Origin of the sequence: Streptosporangium sandarakinum (assembly GCF_013409935.1) — a bacterium.
GTDB lineage: Bacteria > Actinomycetota > Actinomycetes > Streptosporangiales > Streptosporangiaceae > Streptosporangium > Streptosporangium nondiastaticum.
This window is the reverse complement of sequence record NZ_JACCCO010000002.1, coordinates 1706292-1728695: the sequence shown is the minus strand read 5'-3', so window position 1 is coordinate 1728695 and position 22404 is coordinate 1706292. Positions and strand designations below refer to the sequence as shown.

Annotated in this window: 20 protein-coding genes; 11 read left to right on the top strand and 9 right to left on the bottom strand. The window is 74.6% G+C overall.

What is annotated here, in order from left to right; all coding sequences use genetic code 11:
* Positions 1 to 186: 186 nt before the first annotated feature.
* The 3 genes from lhgD to HDA43_RS26370 are packed head-to-tail and all read left to right on the top strand — an operon-like array spanning position 187 to position 3607.
* Positions 187 to 1419, top strand: coding sequence for an L-2-hydroxyglutarate dehydrogenase (gene lhgD / locus HDA43_RS26380; protein ID WP_179826126.1), 1233 nt, complete (start codon positions 187 to 189; stop codon positions 1417 to 1419).
* Between the two features lie 35 nt (positions 1420 to 1454).
* Positions 1455 to 2162 carry a response regulator transcription factor gene (locus HDA43_RS26375; protein WP_179826124.1) on the top strand — a complete coding sequence of 236 codons (708 nt, stop codon included), beginning with the start codon at positions 1455 to 1457 and terminating at the stop codon, positions 2160 to 2162.
* Positions 2163 to 2197: 35 nt separating this feature from the next.
* On the top strand, positions 2198 to 3607 hold the full coding sequence (locus HDA43_RS26370) for a sensor histidine kinase (RefSeq protein ID WP_246424515.1): 1410 nt from the start codon (positions 2198 to 2200) through the stop codon (positions 3605 to 3607).
* 106 nt (positions 3608 to 3713) lie between these two features.
* Here HDA43_RS26370 and HDA43_RS26365 read toward each other — a convergent pair whose 3' ends face one another.
* On the bottom strand, positions 3714 to 5702 hold the full coding sequence (locus tag HDA43_RS26365; protein ID WP_179826122.1) for an efflux RND transporter periplasmic adaptor subunit: 1989 nt from the start codon (positions 5700 to 5702) through the stop codon (positions 3714 to 3716).
* Between the two features lie 149 nt (positions 5703 to 5851).
* Here HDA43_RS26365 and HDA43_RS26360 point away from each other — a divergent pair, with 149 nt between their 5' ends.
* From HDA43_RS26360 to HDA43_RS26325, 8 genes are all read left to right on the top strand, one after another.
* Positions 5852 to 7048, top strand: coding sequence for an efflux RND transporter periplasmic adaptor subunit (locus tag HDA43_RS26360; RefSeq protein WP_179826120.1), 1197 nt, complete (start codon positions 5852 to 5854; stop codon positions 7046 to 7048).
* Positions 7045 to 7782 (top strand): ABC transporter ATP-binding protein, encoded by a 738-nt coding sequence (locus tag HDA43_RS26355; protein ID WP_179826118.1) that lies wholly within the window; start codon positions 7045 to 7047, stop codon positions 7780 to 7782. The genes HDA43_RS26360 and HDA43_RS26355 overlap by 4 nt, the downstream gene beginning before the upstream one ends.
* A complete protein-coding gene (locus HDA43_RS26350; RefSeq protein ID WP_179826116.1) occupies positions 7779 to 9029 on the top strand; it encodes an ABC transporter permease in 1251 nt (416 codons plus the stop codon). The genes HDA43_RS26355 and HDA43_RS26350 overlap by 4 nt, the downstream gene beginning before the upstream one ends.
* A 45-nt stretch (positions 9030 to 9074) precedes the next feature.
* On the top strand, positions 9075 to 9740 hold the full coding sequence (locus HDA43_RS26345; RefSeq protein ID WP_179826112.1) for a hypothetical protein: 666 nt from the start codon (positions 9075 to 9077) through the stop codon (positions 9738 to 9740).
* Positions 9741 to 9919: 179 nt separating this feature from the next.
* Entirely contained in the window at positions 9920 to 10624 is a 705-nt protein-coding gene (locus HDA43_RS26340; RefSeq protein WP_312873542.1) for a response regulator transcription factor, read from the top strand.
* A gap of 482 nt (positions 10625 to 11106) precedes the next feature.
* A complete protein-coding gene (locus tag HDA43_RS26335; RefSeq protein ID WP_246424514.1) occupies positions 11107 to 12963 on the top strand; it encodes a GTPase family protein in 1857 nt (618 codons plus the stop codon).
* Positions 12960 to 14807 carry a GTPase family protein gene (locus HDA43_RS26330; protein ID WP_179826110.1) on the top strand — a complete coding sequence of 616 codons (1848 nt, stop codon included), beginning with the start codon at positions 12960 to 12962 and terminating at the stop codon, positions 14805 to 14807. Before HDA43_RS26335 ends, HDA43_RS26330 begins: the two co-directional genes overlap by 4 nt.
* 203 nt (positions 14808 to 15010) lie before the next feature.
* On the top strand, positions 15011 to 15178 hold the full coding sequence (locus HDA43_RS26325) for a hypothetical protein (protein WP_179826102.1): 168 nt from the start codon (positions 15011 to 15013) through the stop codon (positions 15176 to 15178).
* Between the two features lie 284 nt (positions 15179 to 15462).
* On the opposite strand, the gene HDA43_RS26320 is transcribed toward HDA43_RS26325, so the two are convergent.
* The 8 genes from HDA43_RS26320 to HDA43_RS26285 form a co-directional block, all read right to left on the bottom strand.
* Positions 15463 to 15807, bottom strand: a complete 345-nt coding sequence (locus HDA43_RS26320) for a DUF1036 domain-containing protein (RefSeq protein WP_179826100.1) — start codon at positions 15805 to 15807, stop codon at positions 15463 to 15465.
* 3 nt (positions 15808 to 15810) lie between these two features.
* The gene (locus HDA43_RS26315) at positions 15811 to 16020 is read right to left on the bottom strand and encodes a hypothetical protein (protein WP_179826098.1); all 210 of its coding nucleotides are present in this window, start codon (positions 16018 to 16020) and stop codon (positions 15811 to 15813) included.
* A gap of 260 nt (positions 16021 to 16280) precedes the next feature.
* Positions 16281 to 16562, bottom strand: coding sequence for an Orn/Lys/Arg family decarboxylase (locus HDA43_RS36095; protein WP_179826096.1), 282 nt, complete (start codon positions 16560 to 16562; stop codon positions 16281 to 16283).
* 44 nt (positions 16563 to 16606) lie between these two features.
* Positions 16607 to 17485: an aminotransferase class I/II-fold pyridoxal phosphate-dependent enzyme gene (locus tag HDA43_RS26305; protein WP_312873541.1), complete on the bottom strand. Its 879-nt coding sequence runs from the start codon at positions 17483 to 17485 to the stop codon at positions 16607 to 16609.
* 280 nt (positions 17486 to 17765) lie between these two features.
* Complete coding sequence (locus HDA43_RS26300) at positions 17766 to 18833, bottom strand: type I phosphomannose isomerase catalytic subunit (protein WP_179826095.1); 1068 nt, start codon at positions 18831 to 18833, stop codon at positions 17766 to 17768.
* Between the two features lie 45 nt (positions 18834 to 18878).
* Positions 18879 to 19538, bottom strand: coding sequence for an HAD family hydrolase (locus HDA43_RS26295; protein WP_179826093.1), 660 nt, complete (start codon positions 19536 to 19538; stop codon positions 18879 to 18881).
* A gap of 265 nt (positions 19539 to 19803) precedes the next feature.
* On the bottom strand, positions 19804 to 21381 hold the full coding sequence (locus HDA43_RS26290; protein WP_179826091.1) for an ABC transporter permease: 1578 nt from the start codon (positions 21379 to 21381) through the stop codon (positions 19804 to 19806).
* On the bottom strand, positions 21378 to 22355 hold the full coding sequence (locus tag HDA43_RS26285) for an ABC transporter ATP-binding protein (protein WP_179826089.1): 978 nt from the start codon (positions 22353 to 22355) through the stop codon (positions 21378 to 21380). The genes HDA43_RS26290 and HDA43_RS26285 overlap by 4 nt, the downstream gene beginning before the upstream one ends.
* Positions 22356 to 22404: the final 49 nt, after the last annotated feature.

Below are 22404 nucleotides of genomic sequence, written 5' to 3'. Positions count from 1 at the left end.
GGCTCCCGCGTGGCTCCCGAGCGGCCCCGGTGGACGGCTCCCACGGGTCCCGGCGCGCGGCTTCCACGCGGCTCCGGCGGGCGACTCCCGCGCGTGGTCCCTGTCTTTCAGGCGGTATGTGGGCAAAAGGTGACGATCAGCGGAAGGGGCTTCACCGCGGGGAAGTGTTGCCGTTAGCGTGCGGGCATGCCCTTTCTGGAGGCCGGTGCGTCCGGCGGCGCCGTCCCCCGCGGGAGCGTGGGGATCGTCGGCGCGGGAATCGTCGGACTGGCGGTGGCCCGGCAGGTGGCCCTGGACGGCGCCACGGTGACCGTCCTCGACAAGGAGGACCACGTCGCGGCCCACCAGACCGGGCACAACAGCGGCGTCGTGCACGCGGGGATCTACTACCGGCCCGGTTCGCTCAAGGCGCGGCTGTGCCGCGAGGGCGCGGCGATGCTCAGGGAGTACTGCGCCGAGCACCGCATCCCCTACGACGAGGTCGGCAAGCTCGTCGTCGCCTCCACCGCCGCCGAGCGGCCGGGGCTGCGGGACATCGCCGAGCGTGCCCGCGCCAACGGCGTGCCGGACATCGCCGAGCTGGACGCCCTGGCGCTGCGCGAGGTCGAGCCGAACGCCGTCGGGGTGGCCGCCGTGCACTCCCCGCACACCGCGATCGCCGACTTCCCCGCCGTCGCCCGCCGCCTGGCCCGCGACATCGAGGAACTGGGCGGCTCGGTGCTCCTGTCACACCCGGTCCGCGCCCTGCGGCAGACCTCGGGCGGGGTGGACGTGCTGGCCGGCGGGCGGAGGCACCGCTTCGACCGGCTGATCGTCTGCGCCGGCCTCGGCACCGACGCCGTCGCCCGGATGACCGGGGCGCCCGGCGACGTGCGGATCGTCCCCTTCCGCGGGGAGTACTACGCGCTGGCCGGCACGGCCAGGGACCTGGTCCGCGGGCTGATCTATCCCGTCCCCGACCCCCGCTACCCGTTCCTCGGCGTCCACCTGACCCGCCGGATCGACGGCGAGGTCCTGGTCGGCCCCAACGCGGTCATGGCTCTGGCGCTGGAGGGCTACTCCTGGCGCGACGTCGACCCGGGCGACCTGCGCCGGATCCTCGCCTGGCGGGGCACCCGGCGGCTGGCCGTACGGCACTGGCGGACCGGGGTGCGGGAGGTGCTCGGCTCGCTGTCCAAGGGGGCCTTCCTGTCCGCCGCCCGCCGCTACGTGCCCGCCCTCACCACCGACGACCTCGTCAGGGTCGAGGGCGGCGTCCGGGCGCAGGCCGTGGACAGGGACGGCGCCCTTCTGGACGACTTCTCCGTCGACGTCCAGGGCCGGGTGGCGCTGGTGAGAAACGCCCCTTCGCCTGCGGCGACGTCCAGTCTGGCAATCGCCAGGCATATTGTGGGGCTAACCTCGGTGTCGTCCTTTTAACTGCGCTTTCATCTGGGGGAGTGAAGATAACCGTCGTGACCGACTCCCCCGAGGCTCGACTCCTGATCGTCGAGGACGAGCCCAACATCCTCGAACTGCTGGCCGCGAGCCTGCGGTTCGCCGGGTTCGGCGTGAACACCGCGGGCAACGGGACCGACGCCGTCGCCTCGGTGCAGCGCCACCGCCCGGACCTCATCGTCCTCGACGTGATGCTGCCGGACATGGACGGCTTCGACGTCGTTCGGCGGCTGCGCGGCGGCGGCACCGACACCCCCGTGCTCTTCCTCACCGCGCGCGACGCCGTGGAGGACAAGATCAAGGGACTGACGCTGGGCGGCGACGACTACGTGACCAAGCCGTTCAGCCTGGAGGAGGTCGTGGCCCGGATCAGGGCCGTGCTGCGCCGTACCGGGTCCGGAGACGTGCTCGCCCGGCCGCCCCGGCTCACCTTCGCCGACGTCGAGCTCGACGAGGAGAGCCACGAGGTGTGGCGCGACGGCAGGGCGGTGGCGCTGTCGCCGACGGAGTTCAAGCTCCTGCGCTACTTCATGGCCAACGCCGGGCGGGTGCTGTCGAAGGCGCAGATCCTCGACCACGTGTGGGACTACGACTTCCGGGGCGACGTCGGGATCGTCGAGTCCTACGTCTCCGTGCTCCGCCGCAAGATCGACAACACCGATCCCCGGCTCATCCACACCCTGCGCGGCGTCGGCTACGTTCTGCGACTCCCGCCCGGCGCATGATCCGCCGGGGCGTCCCGTCACGGGCCAGGACCCTCATGGCCGCCCCGCCGCGGGTCATGACCTTCAAGGGCACCCCGCTGCGGGTGAGACTGATCGTGATCATCCTGGTCCTGCTGGTCATCGCGCTCACCCTCATCGGCATCGGCAGCGTCTCGATCATGCACGGCTACCTGATCGACCGGGTGGACAACCAGACCGCCCTGACCACCGCGACCGCCCTGCGCCGCGTCCAGCGGGGCAACACCATGCTGGCCGGCAAACCGCTCTCGGCCGACACCAGGGTGGAGATCCGCGACCGGAACGGCGCTGTCCTCCTGCCGTTCAGCGGCTCGGAGGTGGAGGACAAGCCCGGCCCGCACGTGCCGGCGTGGCGTCGGCCGGGGTCGTTCACCAGCGGGGAGTGGCGGGTCCGGGTGACCCCCCTCCCGGAAGGCGGGAGCCTGGTCGTGGCCGTGGACATGTCCGAGGTCCGCCAGATCGTCGGCCAGCTCGCCCTGGTGGAGGTGCTGGGCGGCGGCGGGCTGATGCTGGTGCTCGCCGGGGCGGGCGTGATGGTCATCCGGCGGAGCCTGCGCCCGCTGGAGGAGATCGAGGCCACCGCCCAGGCCATCGCCGCCGGAGACCTGAGCCGCCGCGTCGCCGACGCCGACCCGCGCACCGAGGTCGGGCGCCTCGGCCAGTCGCTGAACGGCATGCTCACCCAGATCGAGACCGCCTTCCGGGCGAGGTCGGAGTCGGAGGCGGCGGCCCGCAGCTCCGAGGAGCGCATGCGCCGGTTCGTCGCGGACGCCTCACACGAGCTGCGCACCCCGCTGACCTCGATCCGGGGCTTCGCCGAGTTCTACCGGCAGGCCCCGGACGTCGACGTCGCGCCGCTGATGCGCCGGGTGGAGTCCGAGGCGGTCCGGATGGGCCTGCTCGTGGACGACCTGCTGATGCTCGCCCGGATGGACCAGCAGCGCCCGATGGCGACGCGCCCGGTCGACCTGCTCGCCATCGCGGCCGACGCCGTCCACGACGCCCGTATCCTGGCCCCCGCCCGCTCCGTCACGCTCACCGTGGACGGCGCCGCGCTCATCGTCTCGGGCGACGAGGTACGGCTCCGCCAGGTCGTGGGCAACCTGATGACGAACGCGCTCACCCACACGCCCGAAGGCACCCCGATCGAGGTGAGGGTGCGCGCCGAGGACGGCACGGCCGTCATCGAGGTGGCCGACAAGGGGCCGGGGCTCGACGCCGAGCAGTGCGAACGCGTCTTCGAGCGGTTCTACCGCGTCGACTCGGCCCGCGGCCGCCGTACTCCCGAGGGCGGTGGCAGCGGGCTCGGCCTGGCGATCGTGGCCGCCATGGTCGAGGCCCACGGGGGCCGGGTCGCCGTGGAGTCCGCCCCGGGCGAGGGGGCGACGTTCCGGGTCGCCCTCCCCCTCGCCCCCGAGGCCGACTGACCCTTCCCTGGTCCGGGTCGTCACGGGCCGCGTTCCGGGGCGGCGGGATCTCCCGGGATGAGCCGTACGGTCCCGGGACCCGGCCGGGCCCCGGAACCGTACGGGCTCACATCCCTTCGGGCCAGCCGCTGTCGGGGAACCCACCGGTGGCCGTGCCGCCGGGGAGCACCACCCGGTCGTTCTCCGTCAGACCCGAGACGATCTCGACGTACCGGTCGCCGCGGACCCCGGTCTCGACGACGCGCTCGACGCCGCCCTGGACGGTGACCACCGAGACGCCGCCCGCCCGGGACCGCACGGCCTGGGCCGGGAGATAGAGCGTCTGCTCGGCCTCGGCGACCGTCACCCGGACGGTGGCGGTCTGGCCGACCAGGAGCCCGGCCGGGGGCTCGTCGAACGCCACCGTGACCCCGTACCGCACGAGCTGCCCGCTGGTGGTGGCCGTGGGGGCGATGCGGGTCACCGTGCCGGTGTGCTCCTCGCCCTCCCGGGTGGCGAGGGTGACCCGGGCCCGCTGCCCGAGCTTCAGCCGGCCGATGTCGGACTCGGTGAACAGCGCCTCCACCTGGAGCTCGTCGAGATCGCCGAGGGTGACGAACGCGCCGGTGCCCGCGCTGTCGCCGACGGCGCCCGCCACGGACAGGACGGTCCCGTCCGCGGGCGCGACGATCCGCACGCCGCCCAGTTCCTCGCGGGCGTCGGTGAGGTCGGCCTCCGCCCGCTTCACCTCGGCCCGGGCCTGCTCGACGCTGAGCGCCTGCCGTCCGCCGGCGCCGTCCCCGGTGGCGGTGGCCGACCGGGTGGTCCCGGTGCCGTTTCCGGTCCCAGTTCGGGTGCCGGTGTCGTTTCCGGTCCCGGTTCGGGTGCCGGTGCCGTCTCCGGTGTCGGTGGCCGTCCGGTCGCGGCCGGAGCCCTGTTCCTGGCAGGCCGGGGTGGTGCGCGTCCCGGGGGTGCGGCCGACGGTCGGGGTGGGGCTCGATCCGCGCCGACCGGTCGAGGTGGGGGCGGCGGTGGGGTGCCTGCCCGGCCCGGCGGTGGGGTGCCCGCTCGGTCCGGCGGTGGGCTCCGTCCCGGGACGCGTGGGCCCGGTGGTGACCGGCGGGCGGTCCCCGCCCGGCGCGGCGGTGACCGTGGCCGTGGCGGTGACCGTGGCGGTCACGGTCACCGTGGGGGCCGCCGTCGGGGTCGCCGTCACCGTGACGGTCACCGTCGGCGCGGGCTCCGGGTCGGTGGAGTCGCCGGTGGGCGACGGGACGGCCGTCGGGCTGACCGTGGGCGTGGGGGTGGGCGTCCGCTCCGGGCTCCGGACGGACGAAGGGCTCTGGACGGACGAAGGGATTCCGGCGAACGAAGGGATCCGGGCGGGCGCGAGGAAGTACCCGGCCGGCGCGATCCCACCGGCCGGTGCCACCGTGACCTGCCGTACCGGCTCCCGCGACCCGGGTGTGGGCGCGGCCGGCGCGCCGGTCGGGGCGGGCGCGCCTGTCGGGCGGGCCGTACGGTCGGTGGTGCCGCTGGGCCCGGGGGCGGAGGTGGGACGGGCCGTCGGGACCGTGGGGACGCAGGTGGCGCGGGCGGTGGGGACAGCGGGGACGGTGGGGCCTGAGGTCGCGGGGACCTGCTCCCGACCCCGCTGTTGCGGCTGACGGGGCTGCGCGGCCTGTCGGGTGGCCCGCGGCGCGGCGGTCGCGGAGGTCTCCGAGGTCACAGAGGTCGCTGAGGTCTCCGCGTCGTCCAGCGCCTCCTGGGCCGCCGCGAGCTGCGCCTTCGCCGCGGCGTAGTGCTCGCGGGCGGCCGCCGGGTCGATCCTGGCGAGGACGTCGCCCCGGCCGACCTTGTCACCGGCCTTGACATGGACCTTCGTGACCGTGCCGGACGCGCCGAAGGCCAGCTCGCGGGTGTGGCCGTCCACCGTCTCGCCCGCCGCGGACACCTCGGCCGTCACCGTCCCCCGCCGGGCGGCGGCGAGTTCCACCCGGGGCGCCGGGGCGGAGCCGTCGTCGAGCGCGTAGAGCACGCCCGCGCCCGCCAGGACGAGGGCGGCCAGGGCGAGTCCTCCCGTCCGTACCGGTTTCGGGAGATCAGTCGGTCTCATGGCGGACCATTGTGGCGTGCCCGATCCACTCTCTCCTCAGGAACACCTGAGGGTTTCCTGCGTATCTCCACCGGAGCCCCGCGGGTCCCCAGGAAACCTTCAGCGATCTAGAGGCTGCGCCTAAGGAAGGTGCGCCAAGGTACCGCCCTGTGAAGCTGTCGACCAAGCGCGGAGCGCTGATCGTCAACGGGACGCTCGCCGTCCTGTTGCTGGGCGGCGCGGGGATCGCCTACTCCTCCCTGGGCGGGGAGTCCTCCTCGGCGGAGGCCGCCGGGTCCGCCGGAGCCGCCGCGCGGACCGTGGCGGTGACCCGGGGCACGGTGGTCGCCTCGGTGTCGGCCTCGGGAGCGGTGACGAGCGCCCGGTCGCGCTCCCTGGGGTTCGGTACGGGCGGCACGGTGGAGAAGATCTACGTGGCCCCCGGTGACAAGGTGCGCGCGGGGCAGATCCTCGCCCGCCTGGACGACACCGCCGCCCGGGAGAGTCTGGACGCGGCGGCGGCCGCGCTCGACTCCGCCGACGACGACACCTCCACCGCCGCCTCCTACGCCCGGTACGTCACCGCCAGGAACACCTACCGGGAGGCGCGGCGGACCGCGGCGGGCACGGTCATCAAGGCCCCGTTCGCGGGCACGGTCACCGCGGTCAACGGCACCGTCGGCGGCTCGGCCTCGGGGTCGTCGGCCTCGGCCTCCGGCTCGGAGTCGGGGTCCGCCTCGGGCTCGGGGTCCGGCTCGGGCGCGTCGGGGAGCAACGCGTCGAACGGCTCCACCGCCAGGTCGGGCGGGTTCATCGAGCTCGCCGACACCGGGAGGCTCCAGCTCGTCGGGAACTTCACCGAGTCCGACGTCACCAGGCTCAAGGTCGGCCAGCAGGCCGCGGTCCGGTTCGACGCGCTGCCCGGTGTCACCGCGGGCGGCGAGGTCACCCAGATCCAGCCGACCGCCACGACCAGCGACAACGTCGTGCAGTACCCGGTGACGATCTCCTTCGCCAAGGCGCCGGAAGAGGTGAGGCTCGGCCAGACGGCGACCGTCGAGGTGACCGTCGGCCGGGCCGAGAACGTCCTCGCGGTCCCCTCCTCGGTCGTCTCCACGGCGGGTGGCCGCACTACGGTGACGGTCCTGCGGGACGGCCGGCAGGTGACGACCCCGGTCGAGGTCGGTGTCAGGGGCCTCACCCTCACCGAGATCACGTCCGGTCTCGCCGAGGGCGACCAGGTCGTCCGCCCGGCCGCCGCCGGCACCTCCCAGCAGGGCGGCTTCCCCGGCCTCGGCGGAGGCGGGGGCGGCACCGGCCGCCTGGGCCGGATCGGCGGCGGTGGCGGCGGGGACGGTGGCCGGTGAGCGTCCCCGTCCTGTCGGTCCGCGACCTGTCGAAGGTGTACGGCGAGGGCGACGCCCGGGTCCACGCCCTGCGCGGGGTGTCCCTCACCGTCGAGCGCGGCGACTACGTGGCCATCATGGGCGCCTCCGGCTCCGGCAAGTCCACGCTGATGAACATCCTGGGCTGCCTGGACGTGCCGTCCTCGGGCCGCTACCTCATCGAGGGCACCGACGTCGGGTCGCTGGACGAGCGCCGCCTCGCCGTCCTGCGCAACCGGAAGATCGGCTTCGTCTTCCAGTCGTTCAATCTGATCCCCCGGATGAGCGCGCTCGCCAACGTCGAGCTGCCCATGGCGTACGGAGGGGTCGGGGCGGCCGAGCGGCGGGCCCGCGCCCTGGCGGCCCTGGAGCGGGTCGGCCTGGCCGACCGCGTCCGGCACGAGCCGAACGAGCTGTCCGGCGGCCAGCAGCAGCGCGTCGCCGTCGCCAGGGCGCTGGTGACCGCGCCGTCCCTGCTGCTCGCCGACGAGCCGACGGGCAACCTTGACACCGCCTCGACCCGGGACGTCCTGGAGATCTTCGACGAGCTGAACGTCTCCGGCCGGACGATCGTGATCATCACCCACGAGGACGACGTGGCCGAGCACGCCAAGCGGGTGGTCCGCCTGGTGGACGGCCGGATCGTCGACGACCGCCGGCAGGCGCCCGCCGAGGGCGCCCCGCCCCGGGCCCGCACGCCGGAGGTGCCCGCGTGAGCCGGTTCGAGATCCTCCGGTTCGCGCTGCGCGGGCTGGCGGCCAACAAGCTGCGCAGCTTCCTGACCACACTCGGCATCCTCATCGGGGTCGCCGCGGTGATCCTGCTGGTCGCCTTCGGCGAGGGCGCCTCGCGGTCCATCCAGCAGAACATCCAGCGGCTGGGGTCGAACACCCTCACCGTCTCCGCGTCCTTCGCGGGCGGCGGCCCCGGCGGGTTCGCCGGCGGGCGCGGGCGCGGGGGCGGCGGGCCGCGCACCCAGGCCAGGCAGCTCACGCTGGACGACGCGCGGGCGCTGACCGACCGCGCGCAGGCCCCGTCGGTCCGGAGCGTGTCGCCGGTGGTGACCGCGAACGGGACCGCCGCCGTGTACGAGGGGACGAGCCACACCGTCTCCCAGCTCGTCGGCACCTACCCCAGCTATTTCGAGGCGACCAACAAGGTGGTCGAGAAGGGGTCGTACTTCGTCAACGACGACGTGGTCGCCGCCCGGAAGGTCATGGTGGTCGGGCGGACCGTGGCCGACGAGCTGTTCGGGGCCGCCGACCCGGTCGGCCGGCAGGTCACCGTCTCCGGGGTGCCGTTCACGGTGGTCGGGGTGCTCAGGGAGCTGGGCTCGTCGGGGATGCAGGACGCCGACGACGTCGCGATCGTGCCGCTGCCGGCCGTACAGCAGAGCCTGACCGGGTTCGGCCCGCTCGGCTCGATCATCGTGCAGGCCACCGGCGCCGACACGACGGACGCGGCCCAGGACGAGGTGACGGCCATCCTCGACCAGCGGCACGGCATCGCCCCCGGCGGCGCCGCCGACTACCGCATCCTGAACCAGGCCGCCCTGCAGGAGACGGTCAGCTCGACCATCGGCGTCTTCACCGCGCTGCTCGGCGCGGTCGCCGCGATCTCCCTGCTGGTCGGCGGCATCGGCATCACCAACATCATGCTGGTCACCGTGACCGAGCGGACGAGGGAGATCGGCATCAGGAAGGCCATCGGGGCGCCCCGGAGCGCGATCCTCGGCCAGTTCCTGACGGAGGCGACGGTGCTGAGCCTGGCGGGCGGGCTGGCGGGCGTGCTGGTCGCGCTGGCCGGCAGCCGGCTCCCGGTCGCGGGCATCCAGCCCGTGGTCGTGCCGTCCTCGATCGCGCTGGCCCTCGGCGTCTCGGTGGGCATCGGGCTGTTCTTCGGCGGCTACCCGGCCAACCGGGCGGCCAAGCTCCGCCCCATCCAGGCCCTGCGCCACGAGTGACCCGGTACGGCGCGCGCCGCGCGCATTCAGGCTGAGGAGAGACACATGGGGCCCAAGGGGAAACACGAGGGCGCGGGACCGGCCGACGGGCCGGGTGGCACCGTCCCCGCCGGGGAGGTGCTCGACGGCTCTCCCTTCGGGGACGACCTGGAGACGGAACTGACGGGCCCGCCGCGGCGCGGCCCGTCCACGCTCACGCTCGTGCTGGGCGCCGGGGTGGTGCTCGTCGCCGGGATCGTCCTGGGTATCCAGGCGCACAAGGCGCTGGGCGGCCCGGCCGCGGGTCCCGCCGCGTCGAACGCCGCGGTACGGCAGGGCTCCGGCGGTCCCGGTGGCTCCGGGAGCGGTTTCGGGGACGGTCGGGGCTTCGGCGGCGGCCAGCGGAGCGGCCAGCCCGGACAGAACGGCCAGGGTGACCAGGGCACGCAGAACGGCCGGACCGGTCCGGGCGGCGGCTTCGGCGGCCGGGGCGGGTTCGGCGGGGCGGCCGTCGGCACCGTGCAGCGGGTGGAGGGCACGAAGGTCTACGTCCAGACCAGGGACGGCTCCGTCGTGACGGTCAACACCGGCGACGACACGACCGTGCGGGTCTCGAAGAAGGGGAAGGTCACCGACCTGGAACCCGGTGGCGTGGTGGTCGTCCAGGGGGAGCGGGCCGGGGACGGCTCGATCACCGCCACCGCGATCAGCGAGGGCGGCGGCCGGGGGTGACGGGCGGGCGCGGGCCCGGCGGCGACGGCGGTCCGGGACCGGGTCCGTCTCGCCGGCGGGAAAGGGGGCCGGAATCGGGTCCGTTTCCCGGCGGCGATGGCGGTCCGCGTACTGAAATCGTTTTCTCAGCAAATGTTCAGCCTGGGCTGAGCTGCGTTCCAGGGCGGTGAGCGAACCTCGTGATCGTGCTGGACAGAGCCGAGGCCAGATTGCTCGTCGTGGACGACGAGCCGAACATCCGTGAGCTGCTCTCGGCCAGCCTGCGCAGGTCGGGGTTCGAGGTGATCACCGCCGCGGACGGGCGGGAGGCGGTGCACTTCGCCGAGCGGACCCGCCCCGACCTCGTCGTGCTGGACGTGATGCTGCCCGACATGGACGGCTTCTCGGTCGCCGGGCGGCTGCGGGACGTGAGCGGCCAGACGCCGGTGCTCTTCCTGACCGCCCGGGACGCGACCGACGACAAGGTCGCCGGCCTGCGGGTGGCCGACGACTACGTGACCAAGCCGTTCAGCCTGGAGGAGGTCGTGGCCCGGATCCGGGCCGTGCTGCGCCGTACCCGGGGCGACCTCGACATCCCCGCCCGGCTGCAGGTCGGCACGCTGGAACTGGACGAGGAGGCCCACCAGGTCTGGGTGTCGGGTGAGCCGGTGCGGCTGTCGCCCACCGAGTTCAAGCTGCTGCACTACTTCATGGTCAACACCGGCCGGGTGCTGTCGAAGGCGCAGATCCTCGACCACGTCTGGAACTACGACTTCGGCGGCGACGCCGGGGTCGTGGAGTCCTACGTCTCCTACCTCCGCCGGAAGGTGGACGTGAACGAGCCCCGCCTCATCCACACTCTGAGGGGCGTGGGATACGTCCTGCGCCCTCCCCGGGATGATTGAACTTTCAGCGAATACTCAGGTTCGCCTCATCTGTCCCTGAGGTTCGGCTGCTCCAATGGTCACCGCGTCACCCCAGATCTCCCCGTGACCGTGGCGGATCAGGGCTCGCCTCCAGCTGCGGGGGAGGCGAGACCGTTCCGGTCCGCCCTCGGGCACCGGGGATTCGGGCCCCGTCGCCTACCGGATTCGCCCCCGTGATCCGGTCGGACGGCGGGGCCCTTCTCATGCGCGGGGCCGTACGCGGGTCGTTCTCCGTGGGACCCCGTCTCCGGGTCGTTCCCCGTGCGACCCCGTCTCCGGGACGTTCTCCGTGGGGCCCGTCCGGGTCCGTCCGTCTTCGTCAGGCTCGTGCGGCCCTCGCCCCGCCGTCCGGCCGTGTCCGTCCTCGTCGTGGTCCGCCCGCCTTCACCCGGTCGGCCTCCGGGCGCGGAACCGATCACGTTGGACGTCTAGGCCGTTCCCTTTCGGGAAGGACCGGTCCTATGAACGGGAACGGCGGTCTGCTGGAGGCGCTGCGGGAGCTGCGGGGCCGCCTCGATCCTGACCCGCTGCCCCTGGAGACCGGCGGTGTCGAGGCGGACCGCAGGGCGCTGCGCGAGCTGGCCGGCCAGCTCGACGACTACCTGATCCCGCGCCTGAGCGCGATCGACGCCCCGCTGCTGGCCGTCGTCGGAGGCTCCACCGGGGCGGGCAAGTCGACCCTGGTGAACTCCATCGTCGGGGCCGACGTCACCACGCCCGGCGTCCTGCGGCCCACCACGCTGGCGCCCACCCTGGTCACCAGCCCCGCCGACGAGGCGTGGTTCACCGAACAGCACGTCCTGCCGGGCCTGCCCCGCGTCACCGGCGGCGGCTCCGGGGAGCCCGGCACGCTGCGGGTGGTCACCGTCGCCGGCCTGCCACCGGGGCTGGCCCTGCTCGACGCGCCGGACATCGACTCGGTCGTCGCCGCCAACCGCGAGCTGGCCGCCCAGCTCCTCGCCGCCGCCGACCTGTGGCTGTTCACCACCACGGCCTCCCGCTACGCCGACGAGGTGCCGTGGGGGTTCCTGCGGTCGGCCCGGGAGCGGAGCACGGCCCTGGCCGTCATCCTGTCGCGCGTCCCGCCCGAGGCCGTCGGCGTGGTCGAGCGTGACCTCGGGCGGCTGCTGGAGGCCAACGGACTGGGCGGGACACGCCTGTTCGAGGTGCCGGAGCTGGTCCTGCCCGAGGAGAACGCCCGCCTGCCGCGCCCGGCGGTCCAGCCGATCGCCGACTGGCTGACCGGCATCGCCGCCGACGCCCAGGCCCGCGCGGACGTGGTCCGCCAGACGCTGTCCGGCGCCCTGGACAGCCTCGCCGTACGGGTCCCCGCCCTCGCCGACGCGGTGGACCGCCAGCGCGCCGCGGCCGAGGACCTCCGCTCGATGACGGGCGCCGCCTACTCGGGCGGGCTGGCCGCCTTCGACCAGGGCATGCTGGACGGTTCGCTGCTGCGCGGGGAGGTGCTGGCCCGCTGGCAGGACTTCGTCGGCACCGGCGACCTGATGCGCTCCCTGGAGAGCCGGGTCGGCCGGTTCCGCGACCGGCTGGTGGCGATGTTCACCGGGCGGCCCGCGCCGGACAGCGAGCTGCGCGTCGCCCTGGAGAGCGGGGTGGAGGCACTGATCAGGGCGGCGGCCGACGACGCCGCCGAACGCGCGCTGGAGTCGTGGTCGTCGCACCCCTCCGGGCGAGCCCTGCTGGAGGAGGCCGGGGTCGCGGCGGCCGGGCGCCTGGGCCGGGCCGCGACCGACCTGCCCGCCCGCTCCGAGGCCGCCGTCCGGGGCTGGCAGGAGTACGTCCTCGGCCTGGTCCGCGAGGAGGGCGCCGACCGGCGGACCGCCGCCCGCGTCACCTCCTACGGCCTCAACGGGGCGGGCCTGCTGCTGATGCTCGCGGTGTTCGCCTCCACCGGGGGCCTGACCGGCATCGAGGTCGGCATCGCCGGGGGAACCAGCGTGCTGAGCCAGAAGCTGCTGGAGGCGGTCTTCGGCGACCAGGCGGTGCGGACCCTCACCGTCAAGGCCCGGGCCGACCTGCGGGCCCGCGTCGCCTCCCTGCTCGGCGCGGAGGCCACCCGGTTCACCGACCTCCTCGACGCCGTGCAGCCGCCCGGGGACACCGCCGGGGCGCTGCGGGCCGCGGCGCGGGCCGTACGGGAGCACCGGCGCGAGATCCCGGCGGCCGCCGAGGGCCGGGGCGCGCTGCCGCCCGGCGGCTCCACCGGAGGCGTGAACGGCATGGACGGCCTGGGCGGCGTGTCGCGGGGCGGAGCGGACGCCGTTCCGCTGAACGGCACCGAGGGGCGTGAGGCGTGAAGCTGCTGCGACGCAGGACCACGGTCTCCCTGGACGACCGGCTGGACGCGCTGGCCGAGGCCGCCGACCTCGCCGACGGGCGGCTGGCCCCCGTCGCGGTCGCCGGGGCCCGCTCGGTGGTCGCCCGCGCCGGCGTGCGGCGCAGCCTGTCGGTCGACCACACCGCGGTGGCGCTGGCCGGCGCCACCGGCAGCGGCAAGTCCTCGCTGTTCAACCTGCTGTCCGGCACCACGCTCGCCACGGTCGGGGTCACCCGGCCGACCACCTCGGCCGCGCAGGCGGCCCTCTGGGAGGGGACGGGCGCCGGGCCGCTGCTCGACTGGCTGGAGATCTCCCGCCGCCACGAGGTGGACGCCGGGGCCTCCGATGACGCCGTCACCGGGGGCTGGGCGAGCGGGGAGGTCCCCGGGCTGGTCCTGCTCGACCTGCCCGACCACGACTCGATCGAGGCGGCGCACCGGCTGGAGGTGGACCGGCTGGTCGAGCTGGTCGACCTGCTGGTGTGGGTGCTGGACCCGCAGAAGTACGCCGACGCGGCCGTGCACGACCGCTACCTGCGCCCGCTGTCCCGGCACCGCGACGTCACGGTGGTCGTCCTCAACCAGATCGACCGCCTGTCCCCGGCCGCCGTGGAACGCTGCCTGGCGGACCTGCGGCGGCTGCTCGACGACGACGGGCTGGCCGGGGTGCCGCTGGTCGCGGTCTCGGCGCGCACCGGGGAGGGCGTGGACGAACTGCGCTCCCTGCTCGCCTCGCGCGTCGCGAACCGCCGCTCGTGGGCCGCCCGCCTGGCCGCCGACGTCGGTACGGCCTCGGACGCGCTCGCCCTGGCCTCCAGCGGCGCCGGTCTCCACGACGGGGAGTCCGTCATGGCCGGCACGGACCTCTACGCCGGCGGCCCCGGTACCGGTCCCGGCTCCGGCCCCGGACTCGGCGGAGGCCCGGCCTTCGGGGTGGTGCGCGACGCCGGCGCCTCGGCCACGGGCCCGATCGAGGTGGCCGCGCCGCCGGAGGTCTCCCTGGACGGCCTCGCGGGGCCGCTGACCGGCGCGCTGTCGGAGGCGGCGGGGGTCCCGGTCGTGGTCGCCGCCGTGGCCAAGTCTCACCGGCACCGCTCCGTCGTCGCGACCGGCTGGCCGCCGACCCGGTGGATCCGCCGGCTGCGGCCCGACCCGCTGCGCCGCCTCCGCCTGGGCCTTCCCGCCCCGTCCGCGACGAGGGGGGCCGCCGGGCCCGCGACGCCGGAGGGCGGCGGGCCCGTGGGCCGCACCTCCATCCCGGCCACGTCCGCCGTGCAGCGCTCGCGGATGGACACCGCCGTCCGCGAGACCGCCGGGACCGCCTCGGAGGGCCTGCCCGAGCCGTGGGCGGCGGCCGTACGGCAGGCGGCCCGGGCACGCGCGGACGAGCTGGAGGACGGCCTCGACCGCGCCGTGGCGACCACCTCGCTCGGCGTGTCGGGACGGCCCGCGTGGTGGAGGGCGGCGGGGCTGGCGCAGTGGCTGGTGCTGCTGGTGGCGCTCTCCGGGGCGTTCTGGCTGCTCGGCCTGATCGCCATGGACTACCTGCGGCTTCCCCGGCCCTACATGCCGACCGTGGGGGAGCTGCCCTGGCCCACCCTGCTGCTGCTCGGCGGGGTGCTCCTCGGGCTGGTGATCGCGCTGCTCTGCCGGGTGGCCGCGTGGCTGGGCGGGCGCCGCCGGGCGCGCCGGGCGTCCCGGGCGCTCCGGGCGAGCGTGGGTCAGGTCGCCCGGGAGTTCGTGCTGGACCCGGTGGGAGAGGAGCTGACCCGCTACCGCCGGTTCGCCGAGATGATCGCGGTGGCCCGGGGCGCGTCCCGCTGAGCCGTGGAACCGGCGGCCGGGCGACCCGGCCGGCGTGCTCCCCCGGGCCGTGGGGCCGGTGCTCGGCGGGTGCCCCGCCGGGTCGCGGGACGGCGGCCGTGCGCGGGTTCGCGTGCGGGGCGCTAGGTTGATCCTGCCTCGCCGGACGGCATCGCCCTGGACAACGGGCGGTGAAGCCGCGAGGCGAACCGAGAAGGAGGATCGTGAACCGCAAAAGGCTCGATATCGGCGTGCCCCTCGTCTTCGCCGTCGCGATCGTGCTGACCTCGCTCTTCGGCGCGGAGGGGACCACCGTCGGGATGGTGGCGCTGGTGGGCGCCATCGCCATCGGGTTCTACTTCGCCGCGCTGCGCAAGAACATCGAGCCCTAGCCGGCGTCGGCCGGGGCGGCGAGCCGTACGGAAAGGCGTCCCGGACGGGCGAGGTGCGCCTCGGCGGCCGGCGGGCGGGTTCGGGGCCGGCGGGCGTCTTCGGGGCCGGCGCCTCGGCGGCCGGTTTCGGGGTGAGCGCCTCCCGGTCGGAGGGGGACGGGTCAGCGGAAGGAGACACGAGGCCGGACGGACCTCGGAGCCGTCTCCCAGGAGGCGCTCAAGGGGGCTTCCTCACCGCGATGCCGATCGGCCGGTGCCGGGCCGGCGCCCGGTGAGGGGCCTCGTCAGGCGACGAGGTTCACGTAGTAGCGGGAGTAGCCGCTCATGTCGACCAGTCGGGTGCCGACGCGCCTGGCCGCGGTGCTGCCGATGTTGAGGCAGGAGTCGAAGGCGGTCTGGTAGACGTACATCGGGCCGTAGGGGCCGGTCCAGACGGCTCCGTTGGCGGCTTCGGCGTAGAAGGCGGCGTAGCGGTTGTCGGTGTTGAGGACGAACGCCTCACCGCCCGGGTCGACGGCCCACCAGCCGCGGGTGCCCCACTGGCCGTAGTCGCGGCAGGTGACGGGGCTGTAGAACATGATCGCCACCCAGACCCTGGACACGTAGCGGTTGCGGAAGTGCAGCTCCATGGCCTACTCCTCCGGTTCCGTGAATCGCAGGGTCAGCGGCCGGTCGTCCAACGCCTGCTCGGCCAGGGGCGGGAGGTGCTCGTCGGCGGTCACCGTGATGACGGCGCGGTCGGCCGCCCCGGGACGCTCGTTGCGCTCCCCGGCGTTGGCCTCCGCCGCGCTCGCGAACGCCACCCGGGGGTCGGGAGGGCGTTCGCTGCCGTTTTCGGGCATGGTCTCACCTACATTCCTCGAATGCACAGGGTGATTTAACGACAACGTACAGTCATGTCAAAGGGCTGTAAAGGGTCGTCTTCCCCTGGTCAAGGCGTAAGTGATCGAAAGGGTACATCGAGGATGAAAAAGCCGGAAAAGTCGGAAAAGGGCGAACGGTCGGGGTGCCCCGGCCGTTCGGTGCCGCCCTCGCGATCCGGCCCCGCCACCGGACGGCAGCGGCCCTCGCCGGTGCGGAGGCCGCCCGCCGGGGGCGGCGGTCACTCCCCGGCGACGACGCGGACGCTCCTGACCTCCGGGTCCGCCGCGTCCGGTACGACCATCCCGGCGTCCACCCCGGTGCGCAGGTAGTCCAGCACCGCCTCGGTGAGCCGCTCACCGGGCACCGCGGCGGGGATGCCGGGCGGGTACGGCGTGAGCATCTCCGCGGAGACCCGGCCCACGGCCTCCCGCCACGGCACCCGCTCGGCACGGCCGAAGAACGCGTCCCGCGGCAGCATGGCCTGCTCCAGCCGCAGCTCCCGCGGGTCGGGGACGTCCATCGACGGGCCCGGGGGCAGCTCACCGGCGTGCTCGGCCAGGTCCCTCAGCCCGGTGAGCAGCCTGGCGGCGGACTCCTCTCCATGTCGGACGCCCGGCCGGGCCCGCAGAAGTCGTCCCGGGTGTGGACGTGCATGCCCTTGATCTCGGAGATCCGCTCGCGCAGGCTCCCGGCCAGCGCCAGCGCGTGGTCGTACAGCTCACGGCCGTGCTCGGCCATCTGCCGCCGCCAGCCGTCCAGGGCGGCGTAGATCAGCACCGACGGGCTGGTGGTGCTCAGCAGGTCGGCGCGCGACTTGAGTGCCTCCGGGTCGACGAGGTCGCCCCGCAGGTGGAAGACGGAGCTCTGCTCCAGCCCCGACCCCATCTTGTGGATGGAGGTGACGCAGACGTCGGCGCCGGCGTTCATCGCCCAGACCGGCAGGTCGGGGTGGAAGGGCAGGTGCGCGCCCCACGCCTCGTCCACCAGCAGGGGTCTGCCCCGCTCGTGGCACATCCGGGCGAGCCCGGCCAGGTCGCCGCAGGTGCCGTACGGCGTCGGGCTGGTCACCAGCGCGCCCTTGGCGTCGGGGTGCTCGTCGAAGGCCGCGGTGAACGCCTCGACCGACGGCGGGTGGGCCAGGTGCAGGTCCGGGTCGAAGTTCGGGTCCACCCAGACCGGCCGGACACCGGACAGGATCAGCCCGGCCACCATGGCCTTGTGGGCGTCCCTGCCGAGTACCAGCTTCTCGTGCGGGCCTGCCGCCGCCAGCATGGCGGCCTTGACCGACAGGGAGCTGCCGCAGGTGGAGAAGAAGGTGTGGTCCGCGCCGACGGCGTCGGCCATGAGCTCCTGGGCCCGCTCCAGGATCCCCTTGGAGGAGGTGCGGTCGTCCAGGCCGTTGACGGCCAGGACGTCGGAGTGGAAGACGGCGTCCCCCAGCACCGCGCGGACCCTCGGGTCGGCGCCGCGCCCCTGCTTGTGCCCGGCGGGGTGAACGGCAGCTGCTTCTCGGCGTGGTAGGCGGCGAGCGCCTCCAGCACCGGTGCTTCTGAATGGTCCATCCCTGCTGGTTGCCCAGGTGAGAGGCGTGATAACTCATCCCCGCCCCCGCGGGGGCTCCTTCCCGCGTCCCGAACCGCCGGGTCCGCGCGTCCCGAACCGCCGGGTCCGCGCGTCCCGAACCGCCGGGTCCGCGCGTCCCGAACCGCCGGGTCCGCGCGGCTCAGGCCGCCAGACCCTCCCCGAGCGAGGCGATGACCTGTGGCCCGTAGCCGCTCGCGGCCAGCGGGGCGCGGATGTCGCGCTCCAGGTTCGGCAGGTAGCCGACCAGCAGGTCGGCCGGCCCGCTGACCCGTACCAGGCCGAGTGCGGCGGGCAGCAGCAGCGTCCGCGCCGGCCCGAGGGTCTCGCACCACCCGCCGGCCTCGACCGCCACCGGGCCGCCGGCGTTGCTCACCACGAGCGCGGTGTCGAACCGGCACACCGGCGACACGCCGGCCGCCACCCGCCAGCGCTCCAGGGCGAAGTACGGCCCGGCGCAGCAGATCACCCGCTCGACGTCCTCGCCCGCGGGGATGCGCAGGCCCGGCTGGAAGTCGGGCCGCGGCTCCGGCCGCCACTCCTCCAGCAGCCGTTCGACGCCGGCGTGCCACTCACCTCTCCCCAGGGGGGAGCCGTCCTCCATGCGCCAGGGCATGGCGTGCTGATGGATGTCGGAGGTCTGCTCGATCTCGTAGACGAGGGTGCGGGGACCGAAGCTGTGCAGCGTCCCGCCCGGCACGTACACCGTCTCGCCCGGCCGCACCGGGAGCCGCCGCATCACCGCGTCGAAGTCCTGCTCCAGGAGCGCGGCGCGCAGCTCGTCGTGGCCCACGCCCTCCTTGACGCCGACCAGGGCGGTGGCGCCGGGTGCGGCGTCCAGGATGTGCCACGCCTCGGTCTTGCCGTTCGGCTGGGCCTGCAGCCGCCGCGCGGTCGCGTCGTCGGCGTGCAGGTGCACCGGCAGCATGCCGGTGGCGTCGATGAACTTCGTGAGCACCGGGAAGTGCGGCCCGCTCCAGCCGTGGCACACCAGCTCGCCCGGCCGGTCCTCGACGAGCTCCCGCAGCGTGCACCCGGCCAGGGGGCCGTTGCTCACCACCGCGCTCTCGCCTTCCAGGTCGCTCACCTCCCACGTCTCGGCGACGGGACCATGGGGGAGGCCGGTACGGCCCAGCCGCTCGGCGATGGCCCGGCCGCCGAAGACGTAGTCGCGGACGGGGCTGCTGAGACGCAGCGGGTACCAGTTCATCGGAAACCTCCGGGAAGCCCCCGCCCCCGGGCGGGGGCGACGTCGTCAGGTGGCCTTCCGGAGCGGCGTGCGGTCGAGCCCGTCGATCAGGTCGGGAATCGAATCGAAGACGTGGGCGGCGCCGGCCTCGCGCAGCTCCTCGGGCGAGAACCCGCCGGTGCGGATCGCGATGCCGGGCAGGTCCAGCTTGCCGGCGGCGAGGAAGTCCCAGGTGGAGTCGCCGACCGCCACCCCCGAGGCGCCCTCGACCTTGGCGAGCGCCACCTTCATCAGGTCGGGGGCGGGCTTGGTCTTCTCGACGTCCTCGGAGGTGGTCCACGCCCTGCAGTGCTCGCGGCCGTCGATGAGGTCGAGGAAGTGATCGACGTGCTCCGGCTTGCCGGAGGAGGCGAGGACCACGGCGAACCCGCGTCGGCCCAGCTCGACCAGCAGGTCGGTGGCGCCCTCGAAGGGCCGCACCTCGTCGATCATCTTGTCGAACTCCTCGGTCCACGCCTCCCGCAGCGCGTCGCCGTGCTCCCGCTCGACGTCCTCCCCGGCGAGTGCGGCCACGATCTGGTCGCCCCCCATGCCGATGTGCCGGTGGATGCGCCACAGCGGCAGCACCACGTCGTAGCGGTTGAAAGCCCGGTACCACGCGAGCGCGTGCTGGTAGTTGGTGTCGACCAGGGTGCCGTCGACGTCGATGATGGCGGTGTCGGCCATGCGGTCCTCCTTCGGCGGTGCGGACGGGTGACCGGGAGACCCTGCCCCCGAGCGCGGCGCTCATCCCCGGCGGCACCGGTCCGCCCCCCTGCGGGCCGCCGCCGGAGGCGGACGGCTCCTTCCTCGTTCCTCACCGGCTCCCACCTGCCGAAACCCCCATCGGCCGCCCGTCCGCGCACCCTCCTCGCATGGCCCCCGGGTCCCGCCGTACGGCCCGCGAACCGTACGGCGGGACCCCGGCGACGCCGGACCGTGCCCGCCGGCGTCAGCCGACGTCGCGGCGGCGGAAGCCGTACAGGCCGGTGGCCACGAGCGCGGCGGCGATCGCGGTCAGTACGAGCAGCGGCGTCGCCGCCACCTCCCCGCCGGGGAGCTTGGGCAGATGGCTGAACGGTGAGAGGTCCAGCGCCGCGGGCGGCAGGTCCAGCAGCGCGCCGACCTGGCCGAGCAGCAGGAACAGCGCCAGCGCCGCCCACGCCAGCGCGGTCAGGCGTGGCAACAGGCCGAACAGCGCGACCGCCAGCCCGGCCAGCGACCACACGGCGGGGAGCTGGGAGACCGCCGCGCCCGCCACCCCGGGGAGCCGGCCGGCGACGTCGCCGGTGCTCGCGCCGTAGGCGATCCCGACCGCGACCCCCAGGACCAGCATCACCACGGCCGGCCCGAGCAGCGCGAACACCAGGTGACCCGCCATCCACCGGGCCCTGCCCACCGGGGCGGCCAGCAGCGGTTCGGCGCGCATGAGCGTCTCCTCGCCGCGCATCCGCAGCGCGGCCTGCACGGCGTAGCCGGCGGCGCCCATCCCGAAGATGCTCATCACGCTCGCGACGAAGACGTCGGCCACGTTCGCCGAGCCGCCCAGCCGGGCCATCATCTCCATGAGCCGCGCGTTGCCGGCCATCGTGTCGGCGGCGGCCTTCGCCGCGGCGCCGACCACCGCGCCGAACACCGCGAAACCCGCGCTCCAGCCGAGCAGCGGCCCCCGGTGCAGCCGCCAGGCCAGCGCGAGCGGCGAGCCGAAGCCGGGCACGGCGTCGGCGGGACCCAGCCGCGGCGGCAGCACACCCGCCGCGAGGTCCCTGCGCCCGGCCAGGGCGTAGGCGGCGAGCGACAGCAGGGCGACCGCCGCGAGCGACAGGGCGAGCGGCCACCAGACCTCGCCGGCGAAGGGACGCATCCGCTGGCTCCAGCCGAACGGCGACAGCCACGACAGCCACGAGGCGCCGGTCGAGTCGCCGGCCATCCGGACCAGGTAGGCGACGCCGAGCGCCGACAGGCCGATCGCCCGGGCCCCGCCCGCGCTCTCGGTGAGCTGCGCGGCGACCGCGCCCACGGCGGCGAACACCATGCCGGTCGCGGCGTAGCCGAGGCCGGTGGCCAGCGCGCCGGCGACCGGGTACCCCGGCCCGGCGAAGGAGGCCAGGACGACCAGCGCCACGGCCAGGTTCGCCGACGCGGCCACGGCCAGCGCCGCCGACAGCCCCGCCTGACGGCCCAGGACGGTGGAGCCGAGCAGCTCGCGACGGCCGGTCTCCTCCTCCACCCGGGTGTGCCGGACCACGGTGAGCAGGCAGGCCAGACCCAGCAGCACGGGGGTGAACCCGGCGCGCCACACGCCCAGCGCGGCGGCGTTCCAGTGCGTGAACGGCCCGTACATCGCGACCAGCGCGGGGTTGGCGCCGAAGGACGCGGCGAACTCCCGCAGCCCCCGCTCGGTCGGGTACAGCTCGGCGATGCCGGCGGTCTGGGTGATCGGCAGTACGGCGAGCAGCAGCACCCACAGCGGCAGAACGAGCCGGTCGCGCCGCAGGATCAGCCGGACGAGCGAGCCGGTGCCGGTCATCGGGCGTCTCCGCTCGCCGTACGGGCGTCCCCGTCCACCGGCCGGGCGTCGCCGCCGGCCGTACGGGTGCTCCCGTTCGCCGTACGGGCGTCCCCGTCCCGGTAGTGGCGCAGGAACAGCTCCTCCAGGGTCGGCGGCCGGCTGGTGAGCGAGCGCACGCCGCGGGCCGCGAGCCGCGCCAGCGCGTCGCCCAGCCGGTCGTCGTCGACCTCGAACGTCACCCGGCCGCCGTCGGCGCGCAGGCCGTGGACGCCGGGCAGGTCCGCCAGCCCGTCGGGCGGGCCGGCCAGCTCGGCGGTGATCGACGTGCGGGTCAGGTGGCGCAGTTCGGCCAGCGTGCCGGTCTCGACGGTGCGGCCGTCGCGGATGATGCTCACCCGGTCGCACAGCTTCTCGACCTCGGCGAGGATGTGGCTGGACAGCAGCACCGTACGGCCCCGCTCCCGAGCCTCGGCGACGCAGTCGGTGAAGACCGCCTCCATCAGCGGGTCGAGCCCGGAGGTCGGCTCGTCCAGCAGCAGCAGCTCCGCGTCGGAGGCGAGCGCGGCGACGAGGGCGACCTTCTGCCGGTTGCCCTTGGAGTAGGCCCGGCCCTTCTTGCGCGGGTCGAGGTCGAACCGCTCGATCAGCTCCCTCTTGCGATCCCGGTCGAGACCGCCGCGCAGCCGGCCGAGCAGGTCGATGACCTCTCCGCCGGACAGGTTGGGCCACAGTGTGACGTCGCCGGGCACGTAGGCCAGGCGGCGGTGGAGCTCGACGGCGTCCTTCCAGGGGTCGCCGCCCAGCAGTCGGACCGTGCCCGAATCGGCCCGCAGCAGGCCGAGCAGGACGCGGATCGCGGTCGACTTCCCGGCGCCGTTCGGGCCCAGGAAGCCGTGCACCTCGCCGGCCCGGACCTCCAGGTCCAGGCCGTCCAGCGCGCGGGTCCGGCCGAATCGCTTCGTGACGCCGGACACCGAGATGACGTTGCTCATGTTTTAGAATGTACAGAGGCTTCAGAGAAAAATGAAAGTACCTGTACGC